This window comes from Simiduia sp. (assembly GCF_058345725.1).
Genome location: NZ_JBTUOC010000002.1, coordinates 18,431 through 40,372, shown reverse-complemented (window position 1 = coordinate 40,372; position 21,942 = coordinate 18,431). Strand labels below are relative to the sequence as shown.

22 protein-coding genes are annotated in these 21,942 nt (G+C 55.8%); 12 read left to right on the top strand and 10 right to left on the bottom strand.

What is annotated here, in order from left to right; genetic code table 11:
* Positions 1–14: 14 nt before the first annotated feature.
* From ACW8F6_RS00235 to ACW8F6_RS00225, 3 genes are all read right to left on the bottom strand, one after another.
* Complete coding sequence (locus ACW8F6_RS00235) at positions 15–797, bottom strand: enoyl-CoA hydratase (RefSeq protein WP_491573821.1); 783 nt, start codon at positions 795–797, stop codon at positions 15–17.
* Entirely contained in the window at positions 794–1,960 is a 1,167-nt protein-coding gene (locus tag ACW8F6_RS00230) for an acyl-CoA dehydrogenase family protein (RefSeq protein ID WP_491573820.1), read from the bottom strand. The genes ACW8F6_RS00235 and ACW8F6_RS00230 overlap by 4 nt, the downstream gene beginning before the upstream one ends.
* 186 nt (positions 1,961–2,146) lie before the next feature.
* Entirely contained in the window at positions 2,147–3,664 is a 1,518-nt protein-coding gene (locus tag ACW8F6_RS00225) for a CoA-acylating methylmalonate-semialdehyde dehydrogenase (protein WP_491573819.1), read from the bottom strand.
* Positions 3,665–3,874: 210 nt separating this feature from the next.
* Here ACW8F6_RS00225 and ACW8F6_RS00220 point away from each other — a divergent pair, with 210 nt between their 5' ends.
* A complete protein-coding gene (locus ACW8F6_RS00220) occupies positions 3,875–4,753 on the top strand; it encodes an AraC family transcriptional regulator (protein WP_491573818.1) in 879 nt (292 codons plus the stop codon).
* A gap of 29 nt (positions 4,754–4,782) precedes the next feature.
* Here the strand turns inward: ACW8F6_RS00220 and ACW8F6_RS00215 are convergent, their stop codons facing one another.
* Positions 4,783–5,385, bottom strand: coding sequence for an HvfX family Cu-binding RiPP maturation protein (locus ACW8F6_RS00215; protein WP_491573817.1), 603 nt, complete (start codon positions 5,383–5,385; stop codon positions 4,783–4,785).
* A 181-nt stretch (positions 5,386–5,566) separates the two neighbouring features.
* Between ACW8F6_RS00215 and ACW8F6_RS00210 the strand changes: the two genes are divergently transcribed.
* Positions 5,567–6,184, top strand: coding sequence for an RNA polymerase sigma factor (locus ACW8F6_RS00210; protein WP_491573816.1), 618 nt, complete (start codon positions 5,567–5,569; stop codon positions 6,182–6,184).
* The gene (locus tag ACW8F6_RS00205) at positions 6,178–6,420 is read left to right on the top strand and encodes a zf-HC2 domain-containing protein (RefSeq protein WP_491573815.1); all 243 of its coding nucleotides are present in this window, start codon (positions 6,178–6,180) and stop codon (positions 6,418–6,420) included. Before ACW8F6_RS00210 ends, ACW8F6_RS00205 begins: the two co-directional genes overlap by 7 nt.
* 146 nt (positions 6,421–6,566) lie before the next feature.
* Here the strand turns inward: ACW8F6_RS00205 and ACW8F6_RS00200 are convergent, their stop codons facing one another.
* Genes ACW8F6_RS00200 through ACW8F6_RS00190 form a run of 3 tightly spaced genes read right to left on the bottom strand, consistent with a single transcriptional unit; the run spans position 6,567 to position 9,799 of the window.
* The gene (locus tag ACW8F6_RS00200; RefSeq protein WP_491573814.1) at positions 6,567–7,349 is read right to left on the bottom strand and encodes a hypothetical protein; all 783 of its coding nucleotides are present in this window, start codon (positions 7,347–7,349) and stop codon (positions 6,567–6,569) included.
* Positions 7,346–8,101, bottom strand: a complete 756-nt coding sequence (locus ACW8F6_RS00195) for a substrate-binding periplasmic protein (protein WP_491573813.1) — start codon at positions 8,099–8,101, stop codon at positions 7,346–7,348. The genes ACW8F6_RS00200 and ACW8F6_RS00195 overlap by 4 nt, the downstream gene beginning before the upstream one ends.
* Positions 8,102–8,149: 48 nt before the next feature.
* Complete coding sequence (locus ACW8F6_RS00190) at positions 8,150–9,799, bottom strand: sensor domain-containing protein (RefSeq protein WP_491573812.1); 1,650 nt, start codon at positions 9,797–9,799, stop codon at positions 8,150–8,152.
* 133 nt (positions 9,800–9,932) lie between these two features.
* On the opposite strand from ACW8F6_RS00190, the gene ettA reads away from it, so the two are divergent.
* On the top strand, positions 9,933–11,597 hold the full coding sequence (gene ettA, locus ACW8F6_RS00185) for an energy-dependent translational throttle protein EttA (protein ID WP_491573811.1): 1,665 nt from the start codon (positions 9,933–9,935) through the stop codon (positions 11,595–11,597).
* Positions 11,598–11,666: 69 nt separating this feature from the next.
* Positions 11,667–13,028, top strand: coding sequence for a magnesium transporter (locus tag ACW8F6_RS00180; RefSeq protein WP_491573810.1), 1,362 nt, complete (start codon positions 11,667–11,669; stop codon positions 13,026–13,028).
* Positions 13,029–13,226: 198 nt separating this feature from the next.
* Here the strand turns inward: ACW8F6_RS00180 and ACW8F6_RS00175 are convergent, their stop codons facing one another.
* On the bottom strand, positions 13,227–14,171 hold the full coding sequence (locus ACW8F6_RS00175; RefSeq protein ID WP_491573809.1) for an MBL fold metallo-hydrolase: 945 nt from the start codon (positions 14,169–14,171) through the stop codon (positions 13,227–13,229).
* Positions 14,168–14,989: a hypothetical protein gene (locus ACW8F6_RS00170; RefSeq protein WP_491573808.1), complete on the bottom strand. Its 822-nt coding sequence runs from the start codon at positions 14,987–14,989 to the stop codon at positions 14,168–14,170. Before ACW8F6_RS00170 ends, ACW8F6_RS00175 begins: the two co-directional genes overlap by 4 nt.
* A gap of 101 nt (positions 14,990–15,090) precedes the next feature.
* Here ACW8F6_RS00170 and ACW8F6_RS00165 point away from each other — a divergent pair, with 101 nt between their 5' ends.
* The 7 genes from ACW8F6_RS00165 to ACW8F6_RS00135 all read left to right on the top strand — a co-directional run bounded on the left by ACW8F6_RS00165 (position 15,091) and on the right by ACW8F6_RS00135 (position 21,061).
* Positions 15,091–16,035 carry a LysR family transcriptional regulator gene (locus ACW8F6_RS00165; protein WP_491573807.1) on the top strand — a complete coding sequence of 315 codons (945 nt, stop codon included), beginning with the start codon at positions 15,091–15,093 and terminating at the stop codon, positions 16,033–16,035.
* Positions 16,036–16,247: 212 nt separating this feature from the next.
* Positions 16,248–16,862: a MarC family protein gene (locus ACW8F6_RS00160; protein WP_491573806.1), complete on the top strand. Its 615-nt coding sequence runs from the start codon at positions 16,248–16,250 to the stop codon at positions 16,860–16,862.
* 337 nt (positions 16,863–17,199) lie between these two features.
* On the top strand, positions 17,200–18,405 hold the full coding sequence (gene nhaA / locus ACW8F6_RS00155; RefSeq protein ID WP_491573805.1) for a Na+/H+ antiporter NhaA: 1,206 nt from the start codon (positions 17,200–17,202) through the stop codon (positions 18,403–18,405).
* 424 nt (positions 18,406–18,829) lie between these two features.
* Positions 18,830–19,036 carry a cold-shock protein gene (locus tag ACW8F6_RS00150; RefSeq protein ID WP_491573804.1) on the top strand — a complete coding sequence of 69 codons (207 nt, stop codon included), beginning with the start codon at positions 18,830–18,832 and terminating at the stop codon, positions 19,034–19,036.
* Positions 19,037–19,282: 246 nt separating this feature from the next.
* Positions 19,283–20,014, top strand: a complete 732-nt coding sequence (locus ACW8F6_RS00145; protein WP_491573803.1) for a spermidine synthase — start codon at positions 19,283–19,285, stop codon at positions 20,012–20,014.
* A gap of 25 nt (positions 20,015–20,039) precedes the next feature.
* Entirely contained in the window at positions 20,040–20,543 is a 504-nt protein-coding gene (locus ACW8F6_RS00140) for a hypothetical protein (RefSeq protein ID WP_491573802.1), read from the top strand.
* A gap of 35 nt (positions 20,544–20,578) precedes the next feature.
* Entirely contained in the window at positions 20,579–21,061 is a 483-nt protein-coding gene (locus ACW8F6_RS00135) for a hypothetical protein (protein WP_491573801.1), read from the top strand.
* On the opposite strand, the gene ACW8F6_RS00130 is transcribed toward ACW8F6_RS00135, so the two are convergent.
* Positions 21,058–21,939 (bottom strand): mechanosensitive ion channel family protein, encoded by an 882-nt coding sequence (locus ACW8F6_RS00130; protein WP_491573800.1) that lies wholly within the window; start codon positions 21,937–21,939, stop codon positions 21,058–21,060. The two genes, ACW8F6_RS00135 and ACW8F6_RS00130, sit on opposite strands and share 4 nt — an antisense overlap.
* Positions 21,940–21,942: the final 3 nt, after the last annotated feature.

Genomic DNA, 21,942 nt, shown 5'->3' with positions numbered 1-21,942 from the left:
AACAGCTCCTCGCCTCAGGCGTTTTTCCACGCGGGTTTGCGCTTTTCCAAAAACGCGGCCACGCCCTCTTTTTGATCTTGGGTGTCCCACAGTTTCACAAATTGTTCGCGCTCTAAGGCTAACTGTGAGTTGAGCGTGGCGTTGCGCGCGCCCATGATCAATTGCTTACAGCGGGTGACCGAGGTGGGCGATTGACCGGCAACTTTTTCCGCCAGTTCGAGGGCGCGCTCGAGTACCTTGCCGGTGTCGACCACTTCTTGTACTAGGCCGATCTGTTCGGCCTTGGGCGCTTTAATTCGTTCGCCCAACAGGATCATGCGCTTGGCCCAGCCCTCGCCCACTAACCACGGCAGGTGTTGGGTGCCGATGCCGCAGGGCAGCAGGCCCACGGTGGCCTCGGGCAGTGCCATTTGCGACTGGGTTTCACAGATGCGGATGTCGCAGCACAGCGCCGCCTCCAAACCGCCGCCCATGGCAAAGCCGGTAATGGCGGCGATAGACACGCCGTTGTAGTTGGTCAGCGCTTCAAAGGCTTCGCCAAAGGCGGCGCAAAAGCTGAATGCCTGATCTTTGTCGTTGTGGTTAAAGCGATTGAGGTCGGCGCCGGCGGAAAAAAACTTTTCGCTGTCGCTGGCCAAAATTAATGCGTAATTGTTTTTGTCGGCGTTTAATTGCGCAACCAGGTCTTTCAGGTAGTTCAGGCTCTCCGGCGTCCAGGTGTTGGCCGGTGGATTGTTCATGGTGATGATGGCGGTGTGACCGCGGGTTTCAAATTTTAACAGGTCGCAAGTACTCATCGAATCGTCTCCGTTGCGTGTTCGGCTAACATTTTGCGCGACACAATCACGCGCATGATTTCGTTGGTGCCTTCCAGAATTTGGTGTACTCGGCAATCGCGCAGCAAGCGCTCGAGCGGGTATTCGCGTATGTAACCGTAGCCGCCGTGCAATTGCAGGGCGTCGTTGACCACATCAAAGCAGTGATCGGTGGCAAACTGTTTAGCCATGGCACAGTAGGTGGATTTATCGGGGTGGTCTTGATCAAGTTTAAAGGCCGCCAATGCCACCATGTTGCGCGCCGCCACTAAGCGTGTAGTCATGTCGGCCAATTTAAATTGCAGTGCCTGAAATGCCGCCAGTGGCTTGCCAAACTGCTTGCGCTCGTGCAGATAAGCATGCGCGACGGTAAGTGCTTCTTGGGCAGCGCCCAGTGAACAGGTGGCGATATTGATGCGGCCGCCGTCCAAGCCCTTCATGGCGATGGCAAAACCTTCGCCTTCAGCGCCCAGGCGGTTGGCCACTGGCACGCGCACGTCTTCGAAAGTAATGGTGCGTGTGGGCTGGCTGTTCCAGCCCATCTTCACTTCTTTTTTGCCGTAGCTGATGCCTGGCAAGTCGGCCGGAATGGCGATACAGCTGATGCCCTTGGCGCCGTCTTCCTGTTGGCCTGTGCGCACCATGGCAATCAATAAATCGGTGCTGCCTGCGCCAGAAATAAAAGCCTTGCTGCCGTTAATCACATAGTGATCGCCGTCGAGGATGGCTTTGGTGCGCAGGCTGGCGGCGTCACTACCGGCTCCCGGTTCGGTGAGGCAGTAGGAGGCGAGCTTGGTGCCGCTGGTGAGCTGTTCGGCCCACTCGGCTTTGAGGGCGTCGGCGCCCCAATTGCACAACATCCAGGTAGCCATGTTGTGAATGGTGATGAACGCGGCAGTGCTCGGGCATGCGCGTGCGAGTTCTTCCACGATGACCATGGTGTCGGCGCGCGACAAATTCATGCCGCCGCAATCTTCGGGCGAGTAGATGCCCATAAAACCCATGGGGCCGGCTTTTGCGAACAGGTCTACGGGGAAAATTTGTTGCTCGTCCCACTCGGCGGCGTGCGGTTTCATTTCGCCGGCGGCGAAATCCCGTGCGGCTTGTTGGAAGGCGAGTTGTTCTTCGGTTAGATCAAAATTCATTGCGCTCTCGTTTTATTTTTTAAGACATCGCGAATGTTTTGTGAAAAATGTGCTGGAAGTGGGTGGCTGGTAAGCGCCTTAGGGGCGTCGCCGGAGGGAACCGGCGATCGAGCTACATGGATGTATTTACGCGGCCCCTATGGCGCTTACCTGCCGACCGTTAACCAATCAGCGTCGAGCAATGTTTTACTTCAAGGTAATGGTCATGTTTGGTCCACCGGGAATATCTTCGTCGAACCAGCGCGCGGTCACGGTTTTGGTCTCGGTGTAGAAGCGCACCGCCTGCTTGCCGTAGGCGTGTTGATCACCGAAGAAAGACCCGCGCCAGCCAGTAAAGCTGAAGAAAGGCAATGGCACCGGCACTGGAACGTTGATGCCCACCTGACCCACCAGAATTTCGTGCTGGTATTTGCGCGCACAGGCACCGCTGGCGGTGAATATGGAGGTGCCGTTGCCGAAGGGGCAGTTGTTGATTAACGCGATGGCTTCTTCGAGCGTATCGACGGTCATGATGCACAACACTGGGCCAAAAATTTCTTTCTGGTAAATTTCCATCTCGGGCGTGACGTCGGTAAAAATGGTGGGCCCCACCCAATTGCCATCTGGGAAGCCTTCAACCACACAGTTACTGCCGTCCAAAATGCAATTGGCGCCTTCCTGCTTACCTTTCTCGATAAATGCCAACACTTTGTCGCGCGCTTGCGGTGAAATTTGTGGGCCGTAGGCGGCGTCTTTGTCGTCCCAGGCGCCGGGGCGGATACCGCTGGCGGCGGCTTTCAGATCGTCGATCCACTCTTTGGATTCGCCCACCATCACCGCCACCGAAATGGCCATGCAACGCTGGCCTGCGGCGCCGAAGCCCGCACCGACCAAGTTGTTAATCACCTGCTGCTTGTTGGCATCGGGCATGACCACCATGTGGTTTTTGGCACCGGCAAAGCACTGGGCGCGTTTCAGGTTTTGGGTGGCGGTGCGGTACACGTGCTCGCCCACGGGTACAGAGCCCACAAAGCTGACGGCTTTGACTTCTGGGTGATTCAGCAGTTGGTTAACTTGCTCTTTGCCACCGTGAATGACCTGCAGTACGCCTTTGGGGGCACCGGCTTGTTCAAACAGCTCCACCAGGCGAGTAGGGGTGAGCGGGTCTTGTTCAGAGGGCTTCAGAATAAAGGTGTTGCCGGCGGCGATGGCCAGCGGAAACATCCACAGGGGAATCATGGCCGGGAAGTTAAAGGGCGTGATGCCCATGCACACGCCGAGCGGCTGGGTGTAGGAGTAGCAGTCGATGGTGCGCGCCACGTTTTCGACGGTTTCGCCCATCATCAGGGTGGCGATATTGCAGGCGTGCTCTACCACTTCGATACCGCGCCAGACGTCGCCCTTGGCATCGTCAAAGGTTTTGCCGGTTTCCTGGGCCAGGATGGTGGCGATTTCATCGTGGTGTTCTTTCAGCAGGTGCTGGTATTGCAACATGATGCGCGCACGAACGGGCACAGCCACATCTTTCCAACTCTCAAACGCCTGCTTGGCATTGGCGACAGCGCGCTCAACTTCCGCTTCGGTGGCGCAGGGCGCCTCAGTGATCACTTCCTGCGTGGCGGGGTTGGTTACCGGAATCCACTGGTTGGTTTCACTCTGGGTCCACTCGCCTTCGAGGAACAGGGGGACGCGCTTGGGCAGTCCGTTGGAAAAATGCTTGCTCATAGTACCGGCCTTTGGTTGGGCTGAGGATTGATTGCGCCGACCCGCTGGGAGCGAATCACGCAGAAAGTTCACTGGACACCCATCAAACCACAGCCCGAGCGCCGGCGGGATTGACGATATTGGCAGCTTGATGGACTATCTTGTTATAGTCTGGTGGGTCATACTTTCATCTGATTTTATAAATTAACGTTATTAAACAAAGGGTTATCTGTGTCTCAGCCGTCCGACTGGCCGTTACCCCCTGACGGAAAACGGTTTTTATTACCAAAAGCGCTATTGGATCGGCTGGCCGATGAGCCGCTAACCCAACACCTGTACCCGCGCGCGCTGGGTTTTTACCCCGTGGCGCGCGGGCACCGCATGGTTCGCGATCTGCACGATGACTATCTGCTACTCTATTGTACGGCTGGCGCGGGCGAGTTGGATTTTAATGGCGAGCGCTACCGTGTCGGAGCGGGCGACGTGGTGATCCTGCCCCCCGGCATTGCCCACGCCTATACCTCCGATCACCAGCGCCCCTGGACCGTTTACTGGGTGCACTTTGCCGGCCTACTCAGTGAGCGCATGGGCGACTGGCTGGCGGCGAAGGGCGGCCCGGTGCAGCGCCTGGGTTTAAATGCTCGGCTGTTGGCGCTGTTTGATGCCCAGTTTAGTTTGCGCGATCAGGGGTCTAATTGGGATGCGGCGCTGCACGCCTGCCACCAATTGCAATTCTTATTGAGCCACATTGCACAAATGCTGGGGCAGGCCGCCGATTCTGCCGGCCGATTAGATATTGCCCGAATCAAGGGCTTGATGATGGCACACATTCACGACCAGATTGATTTAACCGCATTGGCCAACGAGGCCGCCTTGTCGAAATACCACTTTGCCAAGCTGTTTAAACAGCAAACGGGCCAGTCGCCCATTCACTACTTTATCGAACTAAAAATGCAGCAGGCCTGCTACCTGCTCGATACCAGCCGCCAATCCATAAAACAAGTGGCACTGAACTTAGGCTATGAGGACGCTTACTATTTCTCCCGGTTGTTTAAGAAGGTCATGGGTGTGAGCCCGGCGCGCTACCGAGCCGGGCTGCACAATGTGTGAGCGACTAGCAAAAAGCCCAGCGCTGTCGACTACTCGCTGGGTAACAGTCTGCGACCGATAAAGTAGTCCAGACTCACAAAGCGCCCACCGCCGAGTACCACCAACGCCAGGCACATGACAAAGTAGGTGGCGGCAAATTCAATTCCGTTGTTGAGAATTACGAAATTGCCACTGCTGGTGAGCCAGTCGTAATTACCGTATTCCTGCAAAATGGCGCGTGCGCGTTCCAGCTTTTCGGGCGCTGCCAATACCGCCTCGTTGGCGAAGGGGGCGCTGGCGTCGGCAATGGCCTGCCAGCCGTTTTGCCAGTGCACGGTGAACGCCGCCACCAACATGGTAATGGCGAGCGGCACGCTGATCAGGCGGGTGCCGAGGCCGAGCAGTAGCAGTACCGCCCCCAAAAGTTCAGTGCCGGTCGCCAGGGCAGCCATTAAGCCAGGCAGTGGCAGGCCCAGGCCCCAATCGGGATTGCCCATCCAGGCCACTGTGCTATCAAAATTATTGAATTTATTGGTGCCGGCCATCCAGAAAACGGGAACCAGATATAAGCGCAGCAGCAGTGCGGGCAGGCCGTCTAAAGGGGCAAGCAACGTGCTCGCGCAGCGGTAAGCGTGTGAAAAATAGGCAATCAAAAGAGGCTCCTATGGCATCGGAATTGATAAAAATGTGAACCTTTTGCAATCGAGACCCTAGTAATCTGGTCTTAAGGCATATCACTGAAACGTTAGAGGGCGGTGCGGGCACGCTGTTACAGCCATCGCGCATTATGGTTTAATGCAGCCAGCCCGCCGGGCGCAGGCAACAGGAAAATTTATGACAATCGAACAGGCCGACACCGTGGATCTGGACCGCTTGCGTGCGCAGGATCACGGCGCCTTTACGCAATTGGTACAGCAATATCACGAGCAGCTGCTGGTAGTTGCCCGCGCGATCGTGCGACCGGCGCAGGCGGAAGAGGTGGTGCAAGAGGCCTGGGTGTCAATTTTTCGGGCGCTGCCTAAATTTGAAGGACGATCCACGATAAAAACCTGGATGTACACCATCGTCAGCAATGCCGCCAAGGGCAAGCTGCGCAAAGAGAGTCGCGAAATCACCATGGAAGATAGCGACCGAGTGTTGGGCGACTACTTATCGGAGGAGCGCTTTAAATCCGACGGCCACTGGTCCAGTGGACCCGCCAGCTGGCACATGGAATCGCCCGACCGAATTCTGGAGGAAACCCAGCTCAGCCAGTGCATAGAGAAAAACCTGAACCTGCTGCCCGACGCCCAGCGCGCGGTATTTTTATTGCGCGATGTGGAACAGGAATCGCTGGAGACGATTTGTAACATGCTTAGCATAACCAACTCTAATGCTCGCGTTCTGTTACACCGCGCGCGGGTGAGCCTGCTCTCGGTTATTGATCACTACCAGGAAACAGGTCAATGTTAAGGTGCAAAGAAATTGTCGCGCGCTCTAGCGATTACCTGGAGGGTGATCTCAGCCGTTGGCAGGTGGTCAATTACAAACTTCACTTGATGATGTGCGTTCACTGCCGTCGCTATATCAAACATTTCCGGGTGGCTATTCAGTCGGCTGCCAGAGTGGCTCGCAAAGAGTTGGCCGATGAACAGGCGTCGCGCATAAGCGAGCAGGCCCGCAGTGAGCATAGCGACTCAGACAACTGATAATACGCAGTGAGCGCTTGAACCCTGTGAGCGTTTAGTGCGCCCGCAGCTCGGATATTCCACAACTATCCATTTCAACTAGGTATTCACCCAGGCAGCCCGGTGGGCATCTCGAAACAATGGGGTTATCGCCGAGTAGACGCCCGTTAGTCGGCAGCTTGTTTGGGGCCTGTGTCCTCCGGTTTTTGCAAGGTCAGCTGCTCAGCCAAGGGTTGTACCAAGTTTTCGTGGCGTTTGTGCAAGTGTAAAAAGCCTTTGGCGGGCGGCAAAAGCGGTTGTAAGAGCACTAGCTGTTCGGCGTCTTCTGGCGCTAGCAGTGAGTTGACGAAGCCGACCGGCAGTAGCGTCAGGTCGGCGCGCCCGGCAATGACTTGATGCACGGCCTGTTGGTAGTTCTGGGCGCTTATGGTGGGAATATTACCAAACTGGGCGGGCAGTTTTTCCAGCAGCATCATGCCTTTGACGCTGGCCAGTCGGCGCGCTTGGAATGTGTGCCAGCTGTCGCCGGGCGCAGCCTGCTGACGGTGGGTATACAGTCCCACATCCGCTTGCACCAGGGGCACGGGAACTTGAATCAGATTGGGATATTCGGCTTCCGCCGAGCGAACGCGGATCAGCTCGCCATCCACCACACCGCTGTTGGCCATTGCCAGGCTGCGCAGGCCGGGGTTGTGCATGATTTGCAGATCGTAACCCAATGCGTCGAGCGCTAGCCGGACGCGCCGAGTAATGGGGTGATTGGTGTAGGTCTGGTTGCCCAGATAATTGGTAGCGCTCAGGGTCAGCAGCGGGCGTTGAGGCAGATAGGCGGCCGGTGGCGATGGTGTCGCGGGCGGTTCAGGACGGGGCGAGGGTAGCCCCAGCCATAGCAAGAGTGCAGCCAGTGTCAGGCCCGCCGCAGCCAGGCCCTTTCGGTAGCGCTGAGTCATTGAGTGTGTTGGCGGTGGCGTTTTAATTTCTTCAGTTCTGCAGCCAAGGGATTCACTAGGTGACGGTGACGTTTGTGAAGGTGCATATAGGCTGCTTCTTCTGCTAGCGGGGGATGTAACACGACCAACTGCTCATCGCCGTATTCGTCGCGTTGGGTCAGGTAGTTAAAATTGACCGGGATGATCACAAAATCTGCACGGCCGCGCGCGACCAATTTCAGCGCTTGATCATAATCGCTTGCCTTCACGGTTGCCAGTTCAGCGAATTGTTCGGGAATTTGACGCCCCACGCGCGACCCAGAAATCACAACCCGGCTGCGGGCTCGCAAATGGTGCCAATCCCGTTGGTCGCCCACCAGAGATTGGCGAGTAACGATGACGGAATTCACTTCATTCACGGGCTCTGGGACGCGCACTAAATTGGGAAAATCGCCGCTGTAGTCGCGGTTGCGGGCAAATTCGCCGTCGACTTCGCCATTGTTGGCCAGGCTGAGGGCGCGCGGGCCCTTGATATAGCGCAGTTCGTATTGATAGCCCAAATTGGCCAAGGCATCGCGCATGAGGTCGCGCGCCGGGTGTTCGCGGTAGAGCGGTTGTGCGTAGAAACTGTCGATGGTAAAGACCAGGGTGGGTGTTGCCGGTTCGGCCTGAACACGTAAAAACAAGAGCGCGCAACAAGCCGCTGCCGTTTGCAGCGCGCGTAGAGCCAGGCGCCGTCGTCGTCCGGTTGGGTCTGTTATATCTGGTGTCATTTGCCTACTCCCACAGCGAGTGCAAAGCGGCGCCCAGGCGCCTGATAATCAATGGTCGTCACGGCCCGAATGTAAATTCAGGTCTTCGGCGCTGGCGGGTTCGCGCAACAGGTAACCTTGCACACTCTGGCAGTCCAGGTGCTGGGCAATCTCCAGCTGAGCGGGGGTTTCAATGCCGGTCATCACCACTTGAAAACCCAGGTTGCGGAGATAGCTGGCAAGTGCCTGCAATTGTTTTTCGGCCTTGGGGTTTGGCAATACTTTGGTAAATTGCCGGTTTAGTTTGATCTGTTCGAAGGGCATGTTTTGCAGTTTTTGCAAGCAAGAGTAGCCCGCGCCAAAATCGTCCAACGCCAGGCGAACACCCAGATTGTGCAATTGTTGCATCCGCGTTTCGGCCAATTCAGTTTGCAGCGCCGCCTCGGTGATCTCTAAGATGAGGCAGGCCGGGTCTAGCCCGGTATCGGTCAGCAGGTCCTTAACCTGAGCCACCATTTGGTGTGCCTGAAATTGACCCGGCGATAAGTTGACGCTGATGGTTTGCAGCCGCACTCCCTGGTTGCGCCAGCTTAAAAATTGCCGCGCCGCCACGCGCAGTATCCAGCTGCCCAAGGGCTTGAGTGCGCCGGTAGCTTCCGCCGCCTCGAGAAAGGCTTCCGGCAGCAATAGCCCGCGACTGCTATGGTTCCAACGCAGCAACGCCTCTAGCCCTTGCACCTCGCCGGTGTCGGCATCCAGCACTGGCTGGTAGTGCAGCAAGAACTGATTTTTCTCCACCCCGGCCTGTAGCTCTTTTGCCAGTTGTTGGCGGGCGCTGGCCATTTGTTGCAGTGCCGGTGTAAACAGGAGCGTTTGGCCGTGGCCCCGACGCTTGGCCTGCATAAGCGCAGTTTCTGTTTGCTTTAAATGGGTGTGGGGCGTGACGGCGTCCAGGGGAAACAGCGATGCCCCTAGGGCTAAACTAACCCCCTGCTGCAAATTGGGCAGGGCGCTGCGCATGGCAAGCTGTATCTTTTCGGCCACCTGGGTAAAGGCGTTGAGTGCCGCGCGCTTATCGGCCAGATCGGGCATGAGCAGGGCAAAGCGGCCCTGACCAAGGGCCGCCAGGGTATCCTGTTCGCGCAGTATGTCGCGTGCGCGGCTGGCCATACCGACCACCGTTTGGTCGAATGCCGCACTGCCAATCTGCTCGCGCAGTTTCTCGGTGTGGTCTGGCTCAAAGATCAGCAGGGCGACCAGCTGGTTGCTGCGCTTGGCGCGCATTTGGGCCTGGTTGAGACGATCCAACAGCAAACTGAGATTGGGCAGTTGGGTGAGGGCATCAAAATAGGCCAGCCGGTGCAGTTTTACCTCGGCCATCTTTCGCTCGCTGATATCGGTAAAACTGGCCAGCAAATTGATGCCGCTTTGGGTTTGCAGGCGCTTGAGACTCACCCAGGCCTGAAAATTGCGCGCGCCGTGGCGAAAGGGCAGTTCACCTTCCCACCAGCCTTTGCGACTCAAGGCGTCTTTAATGGATTTCACCATGGGGGCGCCCTGCAGCGCCGGGTCAAAAAACGGGCACAGCTGGCCGGTGTTAACGCTATTTTGTCCAGTGAGCGCGAGGTAGGCGTGGTTGGCCTGCAGCAGCTGATCGTGGCTGTCGAGCAAACATTGTGGCTGGTGCGATTGGTAAAAAGCGGCTTCCAGCAGCTGCACTGTGTATCTCCCCTGGCTATGAAATGCAAGTATAGGCGCAAAGCGCCGCTACTGAGGGCCGTTGGCATTGAAATGCCGTAAGGCTTTGGGGTAACGTGCGCGCCATTAACCCCTACCGCGAGGAAGCTCCGTCATGGCGCAATACGTGTTTACAATGAACCGTTTGGGCAAAATTGTGCCGCCCAAGCGCGAGATTTTGAAAGATATCTCCCTGTCATTTTTCCCTGGCGCCAAAATTGGTGTGTTGGGCTTGAACGGCTCCGGTAAATCCACCTTATTGCGCATTATGGCGGGTGTGGATCAGGACTTTAATGGCGAAGCCCGGCCCATGCCGGGTATCAAGGTGGGCTATCTGGAACAAGAGCCCCAGTTGGACGAGAGCAAAGACGTGCGCGGCAACGTAGAGGACGGCATGCGCGAAGCCGTGGACGCACTGAAAGAGCTGGACGCCATCTACGCCGCCTATGCCGAGCCAGACGCGGATTTCGACGAGCTGGCCAAGAAGCAGGCGCGCTGCGAGGACATCATTCAAGCCTGGGACGCTCACAACCTGGACCACACTTTGGAAGTGGCCGCCGACGCCCTGCGTCTGCCGGCGTGGGACGCCGATGTCAGCAAGCTGTCTGGGGGTGAAAAGCGCCGAGTGGCACTGTGCCGCCTGTTGCTGTCGCGCCCCGATATGCTGCTACTGGACGAACCCACTAACCACTTGGATGCCGAATCAGTTCACTGGCTGGAGCGCTTTTTGTGCGAGTTTGAAGGCACAGTGGTGGCGATTACTCACGACCGCTACTTTCTGGATAACGCCGCCGGCTGGATTTTGGAATTGGACCGCGGCCACGGTATTCCCTACGAGGGCAACTACTCTTCCTGGCTAGAGCAGAAAGAGGCGCGCATCGCGCAAGAGCAACGCCAGGAAGCGGCCCACACCAAGGCTATGAAATCGGAGCTGGAGTGGGTGCGCCAGAACCCCAAGGGCCGTCAGGCCAAGAGCAAGGCGCGGGTGGCACGCTTTGAAGAAATGCAAAGCCAAGAATTCCAAAAGCGCAACGAGACCAACGAAATTTACATTCCACCGGGTGAGCGGCTGGGCGACAAGGTCATCGAATTTGACGGCGTGACCAAAGCCTACGGCGATCGGGTGTTAATCGACAACTTGAGCTTTAACGTACCCAAAGGGGCCGTGGTGGGAATTATCGGTGGTAACGGTGCCGGTAAGTCGACGCTGTTTCGGATGATTGCCGGCGACGAGCAACCCGATAGCGGCAAAATCACCATCGGTGAAACCGTTAAATTGGCCTTTGTCGAGCAAAGTCGGCAAAACCTGAAAGATGAAGATACCGTGTGGCAGGCCATTTCCGGTGGCGCAGATGTGCTAAAGATTGGCAGCTACGAAGTGAGTTCGCGCTCCTACGTCGGCCGCTTTAACTTCAAGGGCACCGATCAGCAAAAACGCGTGGGCGATCTATCGGGCGGTGAGCGAGGCCGTTTACACCTGGCTAATACTCTTAAGCAGGGCGCAAACGTACTGCTGCTCGATGAGCCGTCCAACGATTTGGACGTGGAAACCCTGCGCGCCTTGGAAGAAGCGGTGCTGGCATTTCCCGGCTGCGTGTTGGTGATCTCGCACGATCGCTGGTTCCTGGACCGCATCGCCACGCATATTCTAGCCTACGAGGGCGATTCTGATGTGGTCTTCTTTGAGGGCAACTACACTGAATACCACGAAGACTTTGTGAAGCGCAAAGGCGCCAATGCCACCCCGCAACGCATGAAATACAAGCGCTTAAAAGGCTAATCAGTTCGACCGGGTTGTGCACATAAACGGCACAACCCTTTCTTCACTTTTCGCATCGGGGATTGCCATTTGGAAATTTCAGAAGTTGCCACGCACGAACCCCTGGTAGATCCCATCCTCAGTGAGCTGGCCGGCGAAAGCGGCGAACTCACCGAAGCAACGCGCGCGGCGATTCTTGAACTTCCCAGCGAAGCAGTGGCGGCGCTGCTCGAGTCTTTACCGGTTAACTCCCGTCTCACTGTGTGGGCATTGATCAGTGCAGATGAGCGCGGCGATGTGCTGTTTGAAATGCACGACGACGCGCGCCGGCACTTGATTAACGAGATGGACGAGGCCGACCTGCGCACCATGGCCGCACGCCTGTCGCCCCAGGAATTGGTTGAGCTCAACGAGTTAATTCCCCCTAAGCTCTACTCGCGCCGCCTAAAATTGATGAGCATCAAAGAGCAAACCGCCGTTAACACGGCGATGCGCTTTGACGACGATCAAGTGGGCCGCAACATTGATTCCGATTTTATCAGTATCAGTGAAACGCTGACGGCGCAGCAAGTCATGCGCCTGCTGCGCCAGTGGCAAATTCCCTCCAATACCGATTTATTGTGCTTGGTGAGTGAAGATGGGCTCTATGCGGGCAGCGTGCAGCTCACCGATTTGTTTAATGCTCACCCGCAACAGGCGATCAGCGAGCTGAAGCTGGAAGAAGATCCCGCCGTGGGTGCGGATATGCACATGAGCGATCTGGCCGATCACAGCTATCAAAACCACTACGCCATGACGCCGGTGGTCGACGATGCCGGCCATCTGCTGGGTCGTATCACTTCGCAAGATATTTTGGGCTGGGTACAGGACGACGCCGAAGCACAGATGCTGAACCAGGCCGGTCTGTCGGAAGACGAGGATTTATTTGCCCCGGTCAAGCGCTCGGCCAAACGCCGCGCGGTTTGGTTGGGTATCAATCTTTTCACCGCCTTGCTGGCTTCATGGACCATCGGATTATTTGAGGCCACGCTCGAGCAGGTTGTCGCCCTGGCCATTCTGATGCCGATAGTAGCCAGCATGGGCGGTATTGCCGGCAGCCAGACCTTAACCCTGGCAATTCGCGGTCTGGCTCTTGGGCATTTGTCCTCGTCCAACGCCAAAATAATTTTCCGCAAAGAAATCATGGTGGGTTTGCTCAACGGGGTGATCTGGGCTTTGGTGATCGGGTTGATGGCGGGGCTCTGGTTTGCCAAGCCGGCCATTGGTTTCGTGATTGGTGCGGCCATTCTCGTTAATTTGATCTTTGCCGCTGTCAGCGGTGTTGTTATCCCGCTGATTCTGGATAAATTCAAAATAGACCCGGCCTTGTCAGGCGCGGTCATTCTGACAACCGTTACGGATGTCGTGGGTTTCTTCGCCTTTCTGGGCCTGGGCTCGCTATTTTTGGTGTAAAGCGGGTACCTGCTGAAGCGGGGTTGCGCGCCGCCAACGCTTGCGTCCGCCTGGGTGCGATCGATCGCACGCTTTACACCTTTCGCCTTCTTCACGCCATTCGCGTTGCACGTCTTCGAGCGGCGCATCTACCGTGCGCCCGTCCACTGAGCTTGCCGTGAAAAAACTCGCCTTAGAGCTGGCTCTTTTCCCTTGCTACTAAGGTGGGTTTACGGGGTAGACAATAAACCTGTCTGTGACGATACGCGTGGGTTGCGCGTGTGCCGACAATAGTTCATTTAAAAGATTGAGGTTCTGTGCGGGCATGGGCAGCGGCGCCTCGTCGGGTTGGTAGTGTTTACCCATGGCAAAATCGACACCGGGTTGGTTGGTCATTTCTATGTGCGTGCCCATGATGGCGCTGATTGTATTTTCACTTGTAAATGCGGCGAGCCGACGAATGCTGGATCGGTATTGCAGCCAGTCGCTCACGTACAATCTGCCTGGATACACACTGTCGCCGGTGAGTAGCCATTGTGTTTGGCTGTCGTATATGGCGATGGCTTCAGACTGGTGGCCGGGGATGGGAATGATCGTCAGTGGGCGATTACCCAAATCGATTTGTACGGCGCTGTGCGGCCATTGGGCTGCATTATCGTCAAAGCCAAAGGCGTTTTTTACCGCCTCGAGCGTGGGTTCCACGAGCAGTGCATTAGGTTTGTTGGCAAATTGGGCGTCTGCGGCTGTGTGGTCGCTGTGGCTATGGGAGTGGGTGATCAGCAGTTGATAAGATTGAGGGTCGCGCTTGCGTTCACTCGCCACTGCGACAACCAATTGCATGACGGTCTGGTACAGCGGAAATTGCTCGGCGTCTGCCGTCGCGCCCGTGTCTTGAACAAGCACCTGTCGATCGCCAAATAACACGTATATAAACGGCGCTTCGTAATGCAGGCATTTATTCTGACGCAAAATGTAGGTGTCGTCTGTATAGCGATACACCTCAATGGCGGGTTCGTTATTTAACCAGCAAAGGCGCGCGCCGTGCTGCCAGCGGTGTTTGGCAAGTGCCTCTAGTGGTGCATTGTTGGCGGTAAGCGGTTGGCTGGATGCCACGGCGCTTACAGTGAGCAATGCGGCAACTGCGAGCCGGTTTGAAAATGTCATAGTGCAAAATCCTGGGCTTCCATGTAAATCAGCTGGCTCGATTCGCAGGCCTCAAACAATTTTGCCAAATGTGCCTGGGTTGGTACGGCGGGTAGTGGGCGTTGATCATCCCCTAGTGTTTTGGGGCAGCTGCGATTGAGAAGTATCGCATCAAAGGAGGGCGGCGATTGGATTCGGTGTACAAAAAGCGTTGAGTGCCCGCGAGCAAGCGACAACGCGTCCCAGCGGACCAATTGACTGAGCGGCTGCACCGGCTTAGACAGGCTTCTTAGGTATATCTGTTGTACGAAATGCAGCCGCTGTTCAGCCAGCCATAGGGTTCCGCCCCGCTCGAAGTGGCCGCTATAAATTTGCGCAGGCAGGTGAAAAGTTTCGCCCGCGATCAGGCGATCCAAATTAAACCGGTCGGGCAAAAGTGTCAGCAGTGTGGGCGCCCGCCCCGAATTGTGTTGCGCAGTGTGGGCGGTTAACTGCTGAATCAGTACGCGCTGGTGCTCGCTGTGTATGCGATAAATGATTTGGGCGTCGTGGGGCCGCTGGTAAAGCGGCAGGTGGCTGGCGTACAGATGCGCGCCGTCGGTAAACAACACCATGCCGTGCTGGCCCATGCGGCTGTGCATCGGGTGGGCGTCGCGGGAATCTACCGGGTTGTCGGCTGAAGGGCTTGCGAGCGCCCATGTGAAAGCGACCAGATAGGTCAGGAATAGCCAGCGGATCCAGCCGGTGTCGGCGACTGGTGGCGCGGCAAACGGTCGACTATTGCCATCCCGCGAATCGCGAGGCGAGCTCCCCGCTGCCCTTGTTGGTCTGTACTGCATAGTGGCTCGATACTGGTCATGTCAGTGCCCCAGTGTGGCAAGCTCTTTAATTCGTTATAAGCTCTTTTATCTACACATCTGTTTCCCGATTGGAATTAAAAATGGATATCAATGATTTGCGCAAGTATGTGCTGGTGGCGCAGCTAAATAACCTGCAGACCGCTGCCCGGGAGCTGGGTGTCACGCCGAGTGCGCTGTCAAAGGCCGTTAGACGATTGGAAGATCAGTTGGGCGCCCCTTTATTCGACCGGATTGGCAGGAACATTCAGTTGAATCAACAGGGGCGCAAATTTCGGCAGTACGCTTTACACCTAGTGCACGAGGCCGATCAGGCGCTCAGTGAATTCAACGGTGCCGCCCATAGAACCACGGCGCGTATTGCGGGGCCCTCCGTGCTGATGACGTATTTCTTGCCGGCAGTACTGAGGCGGCTCGATGAGGTTCGCTTTGACGTTAATCTGGAAGTGGCCTGGGAGGGGCAAGCCATTAATCGCGTCGCCACGGGCCAGTGTCACATAGCCTTGGTGACTCAGGTGGCAACCAATAGCCTAACGTTGCAGGCCGACTTTCAGCGCATAGCATTTGGCTCGACGCGCTTCGAGGTGGTGGCGAGCGCACAGCACCGGGTGTTCGAGTCATTTCCAGGTGCTGAACTACAGGTCGAACAATTGTCTTCCTACGGCTTTGCCTGCCCAAGTGTGTCACCTTTTTGCGGGACAGCGCGGGGTATCGGCTCGGACGGTTGGCGCGATGACAAGTTACCTCGCCGCATAGCCTACCGCTGCAACGATGTCAGTGTGTTGATGTCGCTGGTAGTGTCTGGCCGAGCATTGGCGTATGTACCTGATTTTATTGCGCAGCAGGCGGGATTGCGGGTAATTCGGATCACGGATAACCCCTTTGTCGACCGAGAGCAGATTGAGCTGGTGTATAAACCGAGTTTGGCGGCGGGCTGGCTCAATCAATTAGCCCATCAGCTGGGGGTGGATGCGAAGGGCAGCGGTGGCGAATTAGGCGCGGCCAGGGCGCGCAGCAGCGCAGGTTAACAGACAGCCTCCGGGCTAAGCTGTCGCTGCCAATGTGGGCTAGGCTGATAGCAATGGCGCTCGCGTCGATCACTGTTGGGGCCAGCGCGCGTTTTCCTGCGCAAGGCATGGCCGCTGGAGCGGGCAGCTGGCCGACATGCTTAAGGCGTGGCGAAACATAAAGGGGTGTCGGTCAAACTGACAATGCGGGTAGAACTCGCGGGTGGATGCGTATGGTCGAAAAATTTCTACAAGATGCGCTGATCATCTGGGCCACCATTGACCCCGTAGGCACCATGGCAATCTTTGTGTCGATTACTGCCGGTTTGTCGGCCAGCGAGCGGCGGCAGGCGGCGCGCCGCACAGTAGTTTACGCCGGCATAGTATTGATTGGCGCCATTATTATCGGCCAGGTGTTACTAACGGCCATGGGTATCCGATTGATTTCCCTACAACTCGGTGGCGGGATCATTCTGTTTTTGTTTGGCCTGCAGATGATCTTTGGCGCGCCCTACCAAAAGCTAAAACAAGAGCCAGAGCACGATGTGGCGGTATTTCCCTTGGCCATTCCCGGTACGGCTACACCCGGCGCCATTCTGGCGGTAATCCTGCTGACCGATAATCACATACACTCCATACCCGTGCAGGTGGGCACTGGCCTGATCACCCTGGCGGTGCTTTTTGTCACCTGGTTACTGCTGATCTTCTCCGATCGCATTTTAAATGTTATCGGTACTGCAGGCGCCGCAATCCTGACCAAGGTTATGGGTATGATCCTGTCTGCACTCTCCGTTGAATTGGTGATGAATGCTATCGGAGTGGGGCAGTGGATCGAACTCTCCCCCTAATCCGTCTGGCCGTATCCGGCCGTCAGGTCGGGCACCGGTGTGCGGTGAACCATTGACCCGATATTGCCCCATTCAAGTTGGTCTAGTCCCAGCTTGTCGCCCACAGCTCGGCGCACCCGATTGTCCGAAATAGCTGCAATTTATGAAGGCGTTCCGCTATGCTGAAAACGACGGCTGGCGGAGGCTCTGCGCGTTTGCGCAAGGCTGTAGGGCGGTTCCATTTCAGGTGACAATTCGCTCGAGACAAGGGCGTTGACTCACAAGCGATTAGGGCTATCCCGCAGTTGTTTATGTGAAACAGATTGGTTTGTGCGCCCAGGTTATTCGGGAGGGCATCATGAGTGTCGACGCAAATCCTTTAGATCGTTTTAGCAAGGGTATCCAGCGCTTTATTCATTTGGAAAGCGCTGCGGGCGTCATGTTGATTATTGCCACAATCGTGGCGATGCTGGTGAAAAACTCCGCGCTGTCGCAGCTCTATATCGACGCCCTCAATATTACGGGGTCCGTTCAGTTTGGCAATCTGCGTGTCGAAAAACCCTTGTTCCTGTGGGTGAATGACGGCTGGATGGCGGTGTTTTTCTTTGTGGTTGGCTTAGAGATAAAACACGAGTTGTTGCATGGGCACCTATCCGATCGCTCGCAATTAATTCTTCCTCTGGCGGGTGCGATCGGTGGTGTCGCGGTGCCGGCCCTCATTTATCTAATGTTCAATATGGCAGATCCCTTTGCCGTAAAAGGCTGGGCGGTACCCACGGCTACAGACATCGCTTTCGCGCTGGGTGTGCTGGCGGCAGTGGGCTCTCGCATACCTGTGGCCTTAAAAGTATTTCTGATGACGCTGGCGATATTGGACGACCTGATGGCGATTGTCATTATCGCGCTGTTTTATACATCGGGCCTGTCGATTACTTCGCTGATGGCCGCTGCAGTGGTCATTCTGCTCATGGCGTTGTTCAAGTACTTGGGATTGCGGCGGCCCTTCCCGTTTGTGGTTTTGGGTATGGTGCTATGGGTGTGTGTGTTGAAATCGGGCGTGCACGCCACTCTGGCGGGTGTTGTGACGGCTTTTTTTATCTCCACCCGAGTAGCAGACGGCGGCGCTCTTTCGCCCACGAAATCCATTGTTGAGGTGCTGCACCCCTGGGTTGCGTTTTTAATACTGCCTGTATTCGCACTGGTAAATGCCGGCATCTCGTTTGAGGGGTTGAATCTTGAGCATCTGTTAAATCCCGTGCCCTTTGGTATTGCCGCCGGTTTGTTTCTGGGCAAACCCATCGGTGTCTTGCTGTGTGTGGGTGCCGTGGTACTGCTGGGTTTTGCTCGTCTGCCGAAGGATGTGAGTTGGCTACAGCTCTTGGGCGTTTCGGTGTTGTGCGGCATCGGCTTCACCATGAGTTTGTTCGTGGGTGGTCTCGCATTTGCCGAAGGCGGTGCGGGCTATGCACGTATTGATCGACTTGGAATTTTATTGGGGTCGGGGCTGAGTGCGGTTGTCGGCTTTTTAATACTTCGCTTTTCTAGCAAGGCGAGCGCCAAATAGACGCAACTCAATAGGCCGTTTCATTCGGGCGTGGTTCCACTAGTGGGTGATTGTATTAATGCATGGCTTTATCAATGGCACCTTGAGCCAAAGGGTCATTACACTAGCGCTTAGTAGTACTATCGCTTAAGTGCGTAGTTTGAAAGTTACTCGGCGCTTAATTTGAACTGTCAAGCGAGCCGCAGTTCTATTGCGCGCATAGGGCGACGACCTGCGGCTATTGCACATAGCTGGGAATAACGCTGGCTATCTGTAGGAAACCTCTATAGGATGAATGCCAGCTAGAAAGAAGTCTCTAATTTAAAATCTGCATTGCGCTGACTTATTCGTAATTCCTCGTCCTGAAGTTTCTAAGTTCCAGTCTATTTTTTTGCGATTCAAGCCTCTTGAAGGCACCCCTATAGTTGAAATTCAGGTACGTATTATGTCTAAAGTTAAAGGCACCGTTAAGTGGTTCAATGAAGCGAAAGGTTTTGGTTTTATTGAGCAGTCCTCAGGTCCCGATGTGTTCGCGCACTTCAGCGCCATTGCCAGTTCCGGATTTAAAACCCTGGCCGAAGGTCAGATGGTAGAATTCAATGTGACCGCCGGCCAAAAAGGCCCGCAGGCTGAGAATATTGTCGCGATCTAATCCTGGCGACTGATTCAAAAAAGGCGGCTCCTTAGGAGCCGCCTTTTTTATGCGCCTTGTGATAGCCAATAGCAACTTGCACTTAAGTGCCACCGATTCAATACATGGGCAGGATTCGCACGCCTCGTTGAACTTGCCTGGCTCCCTATCTACAGACTGTGCGATTTTGCAGCGGCGACCAAGCCTGTTAGTCTTGCGGTATCGCGCCGATTTCCGGTGTCTCACCTACATCAGGTTAACTTTCCCATGGCCTCACTTTTCGAAGAAATCGACAGCCAGCCCTCGGCGCTGGGCGAAATCTCCCTACGCAAGCGAGTCATACCGGTGCTTGGCCCCAACCCCATTTACGAAGTCAAACTGGGCGACGACTACTTGATGTCGAGTATGTTTGTTGAGGCCGAAGAACAGCTTGCGCACCTTGGCCTGGCCGCCGTTGACGGCGAATCGCTCGCTGTGGTGGTAGGTGGTCTGGGGCTGGGATATACCGCCGTCGCCGCGCTGCAGGATGAGCGCGTCGATGATTTGTTAGTGGTCGATGCATTGGACACGGTGATTCAATGGCACCGTCGGGAGCTGGTGCCGCTGGGTACAGTGCTCAATGCCGATCAACGCTGTCACTATGTACTGGGCAGTTTTTTTGACATGGCAGTTGATGCGCAACGCGGCTTTGACGCTGCTCAGCCCGGCCGGCTGTTTAACGCCATCTTATTGGATATTGATCACTCGCCCAGCGAGTTTCTCAATTCCGAAAATGCCGCTTTCTACAGGCGCGATAATTTGACAGCCATGGCCCAGCAATTGGTGCCCGGCGGCGTTTTTGCCATGTGGTCGCAAAATCTGCCCGATCCTATTTTTGTTTCCCTGCTTGAATCGGTGTTCGCGAATGTGGCAACCCATCAAGTCACTTTCTACAATCCCTTTCAGCAGGCAGAAGCCAGCAATTCGGTGTACGTTTGCAAAACCGCGCAGGGCATATAAATCACACACGCGAGGTACTTAATTTATGAGATACACGGCATATTGGTACAACGCCCGCTGTTTTGTGGCGGCACTGGGCCTGATTTTTTTGGCGATCGGCAGTGTGCGAGCAGACTCGCCCGTAGAGCAGCTCAGCCCGGCGACGCGAGCCTTGCTCGGTCAGGAGATGCGCGCCCTCGAGCAGGGTATGCACCAGTTATTGTCGGCCCACATTGCCGGCGATATGGCGCGCGCTGCGGAGTTGGCGGGCCAATTGAAAGACGGCTACATCATGCGAAAACAGCTGACTGGCGCCCAACGACAGGAGCTGCAGCGCGCTTTGCCGGAGGATTTTAAGCAACGCGATCGAACACTGCACAACACTGCCGCCAAGTTGAAGCACGTGGCCGAGGATAACCATACAGAGCTGGTGGGCTTTTACTACATGAAAATGATGGAGGCTTGCAGCAGTTGCCACGCACACTACGCGACACACCGGTTCCCTGCACTGAAACGCCAAAACAGTCCGATTCACATTAGCCTGGAGTAGTATCCGGATGCGAGTCATGACGAGAGTTTGTGTGCATGGACGAGGGGCGCAATAACGTGCAGGCTATCGAGATTGTCATCGTGGTGGCTGCGCTATTGCTTGTGCTTAACGGACTGACTGCACTTTACCAAACGCTTACCCGCCGGCGTTGGCCGAGCACTGTGGGTGTAATTGCGCAGGCGGTGCCCACGGCGCCCGCCACAGTGAGGGATTGGTTTTACCAGACTGTTTTAGGCCGGAGGCGCGCCGAGGCGGGTGAAATACATACCGAGCAGCCGGTGTTGTGCTACGTCTATGCGCTCGAGGGATTTAAGTACATCGCCAATCGGCTGCATGCCTCGCCCGCTTGGCCGTTAATGCGCAACCGCATTAGCGGCTTAATTGAAGGTGAAAAAGTACGGGTATTCTACCACCCGAAGTATCCCCACATTGCATTTCTCGCTCAGTCTTACGCCTGGCCTGCGTTGTTGCAGTTGGCCTTGGGTGCTGGCCTGTACTTGGTGTTATACAGTCACTAAGTTGTGAGTTGAGGGTCATCGTTTTTACCGGCGCGAAAATCCGACCGAACATGCAGATCTCGCTGTGGGAAGGGGATCTCAAAGCCGTTGCGCTTGAGGGCGCTTTCCAGGGTCCAGAGATATTCTGATTTGGTGGTGGTGGGACGCTTGGCGGCGTCGTCGGACACCCAGACGGCTAGGACGAAATCCAGGCTGGAATCACCGAAGCCGGTCATAAATACGCGGGTGCCATATTTAGGTTCTTCGTTGACCGTCATAGGCAGGGCGTTGGCGGCATTCAACACAACATCGCGCATTTTATCTTTGTCGGTGCCATAGGCCACGCCAAAGGGAATGCGAAAGCGCACCACACCTTCGCGCAAGGTCCAATTGGTCACTTGCCCCGACAGAAACTCGGAATTGGGTACCAATACGTCCATATTGTCGGGAGTATTTATGAGCGTTGAGCGCACGTTGATTTCTTTAATGGTGCCAAAAGTGCCCGATTGCAGCTCTACCACATCGCCGGCATTGATGTTGCGTTCAAACAACATGATGATGCCGGAGATAAAGTTGTTGGCAATGCCCTGCAAACCAAAGCCGATGCCCACAGACAGAGCACCAGCGACGATTGCCAATTTGGTGAAATCAAATCCCGCCACCGACAACGATAAAATGATCGCCAGTGTCATGATGGCGTAGTGCAATATACGCCCAAAGGAGTAGGCTGCGCGTGCATCGAAAGTGCGTTTCATTTGTGCAATGCGCATGATGGAACGCTGGGCGATGGCGGATAAAATAATACCTGCAATAAGTACGGCCAGCATTTTGATCAAGCCAAAGACCGTCAGCGTATAGCCCTCAAAGTCAATCAGGGCAAAGGTGAGTATGTCTTGCATGGA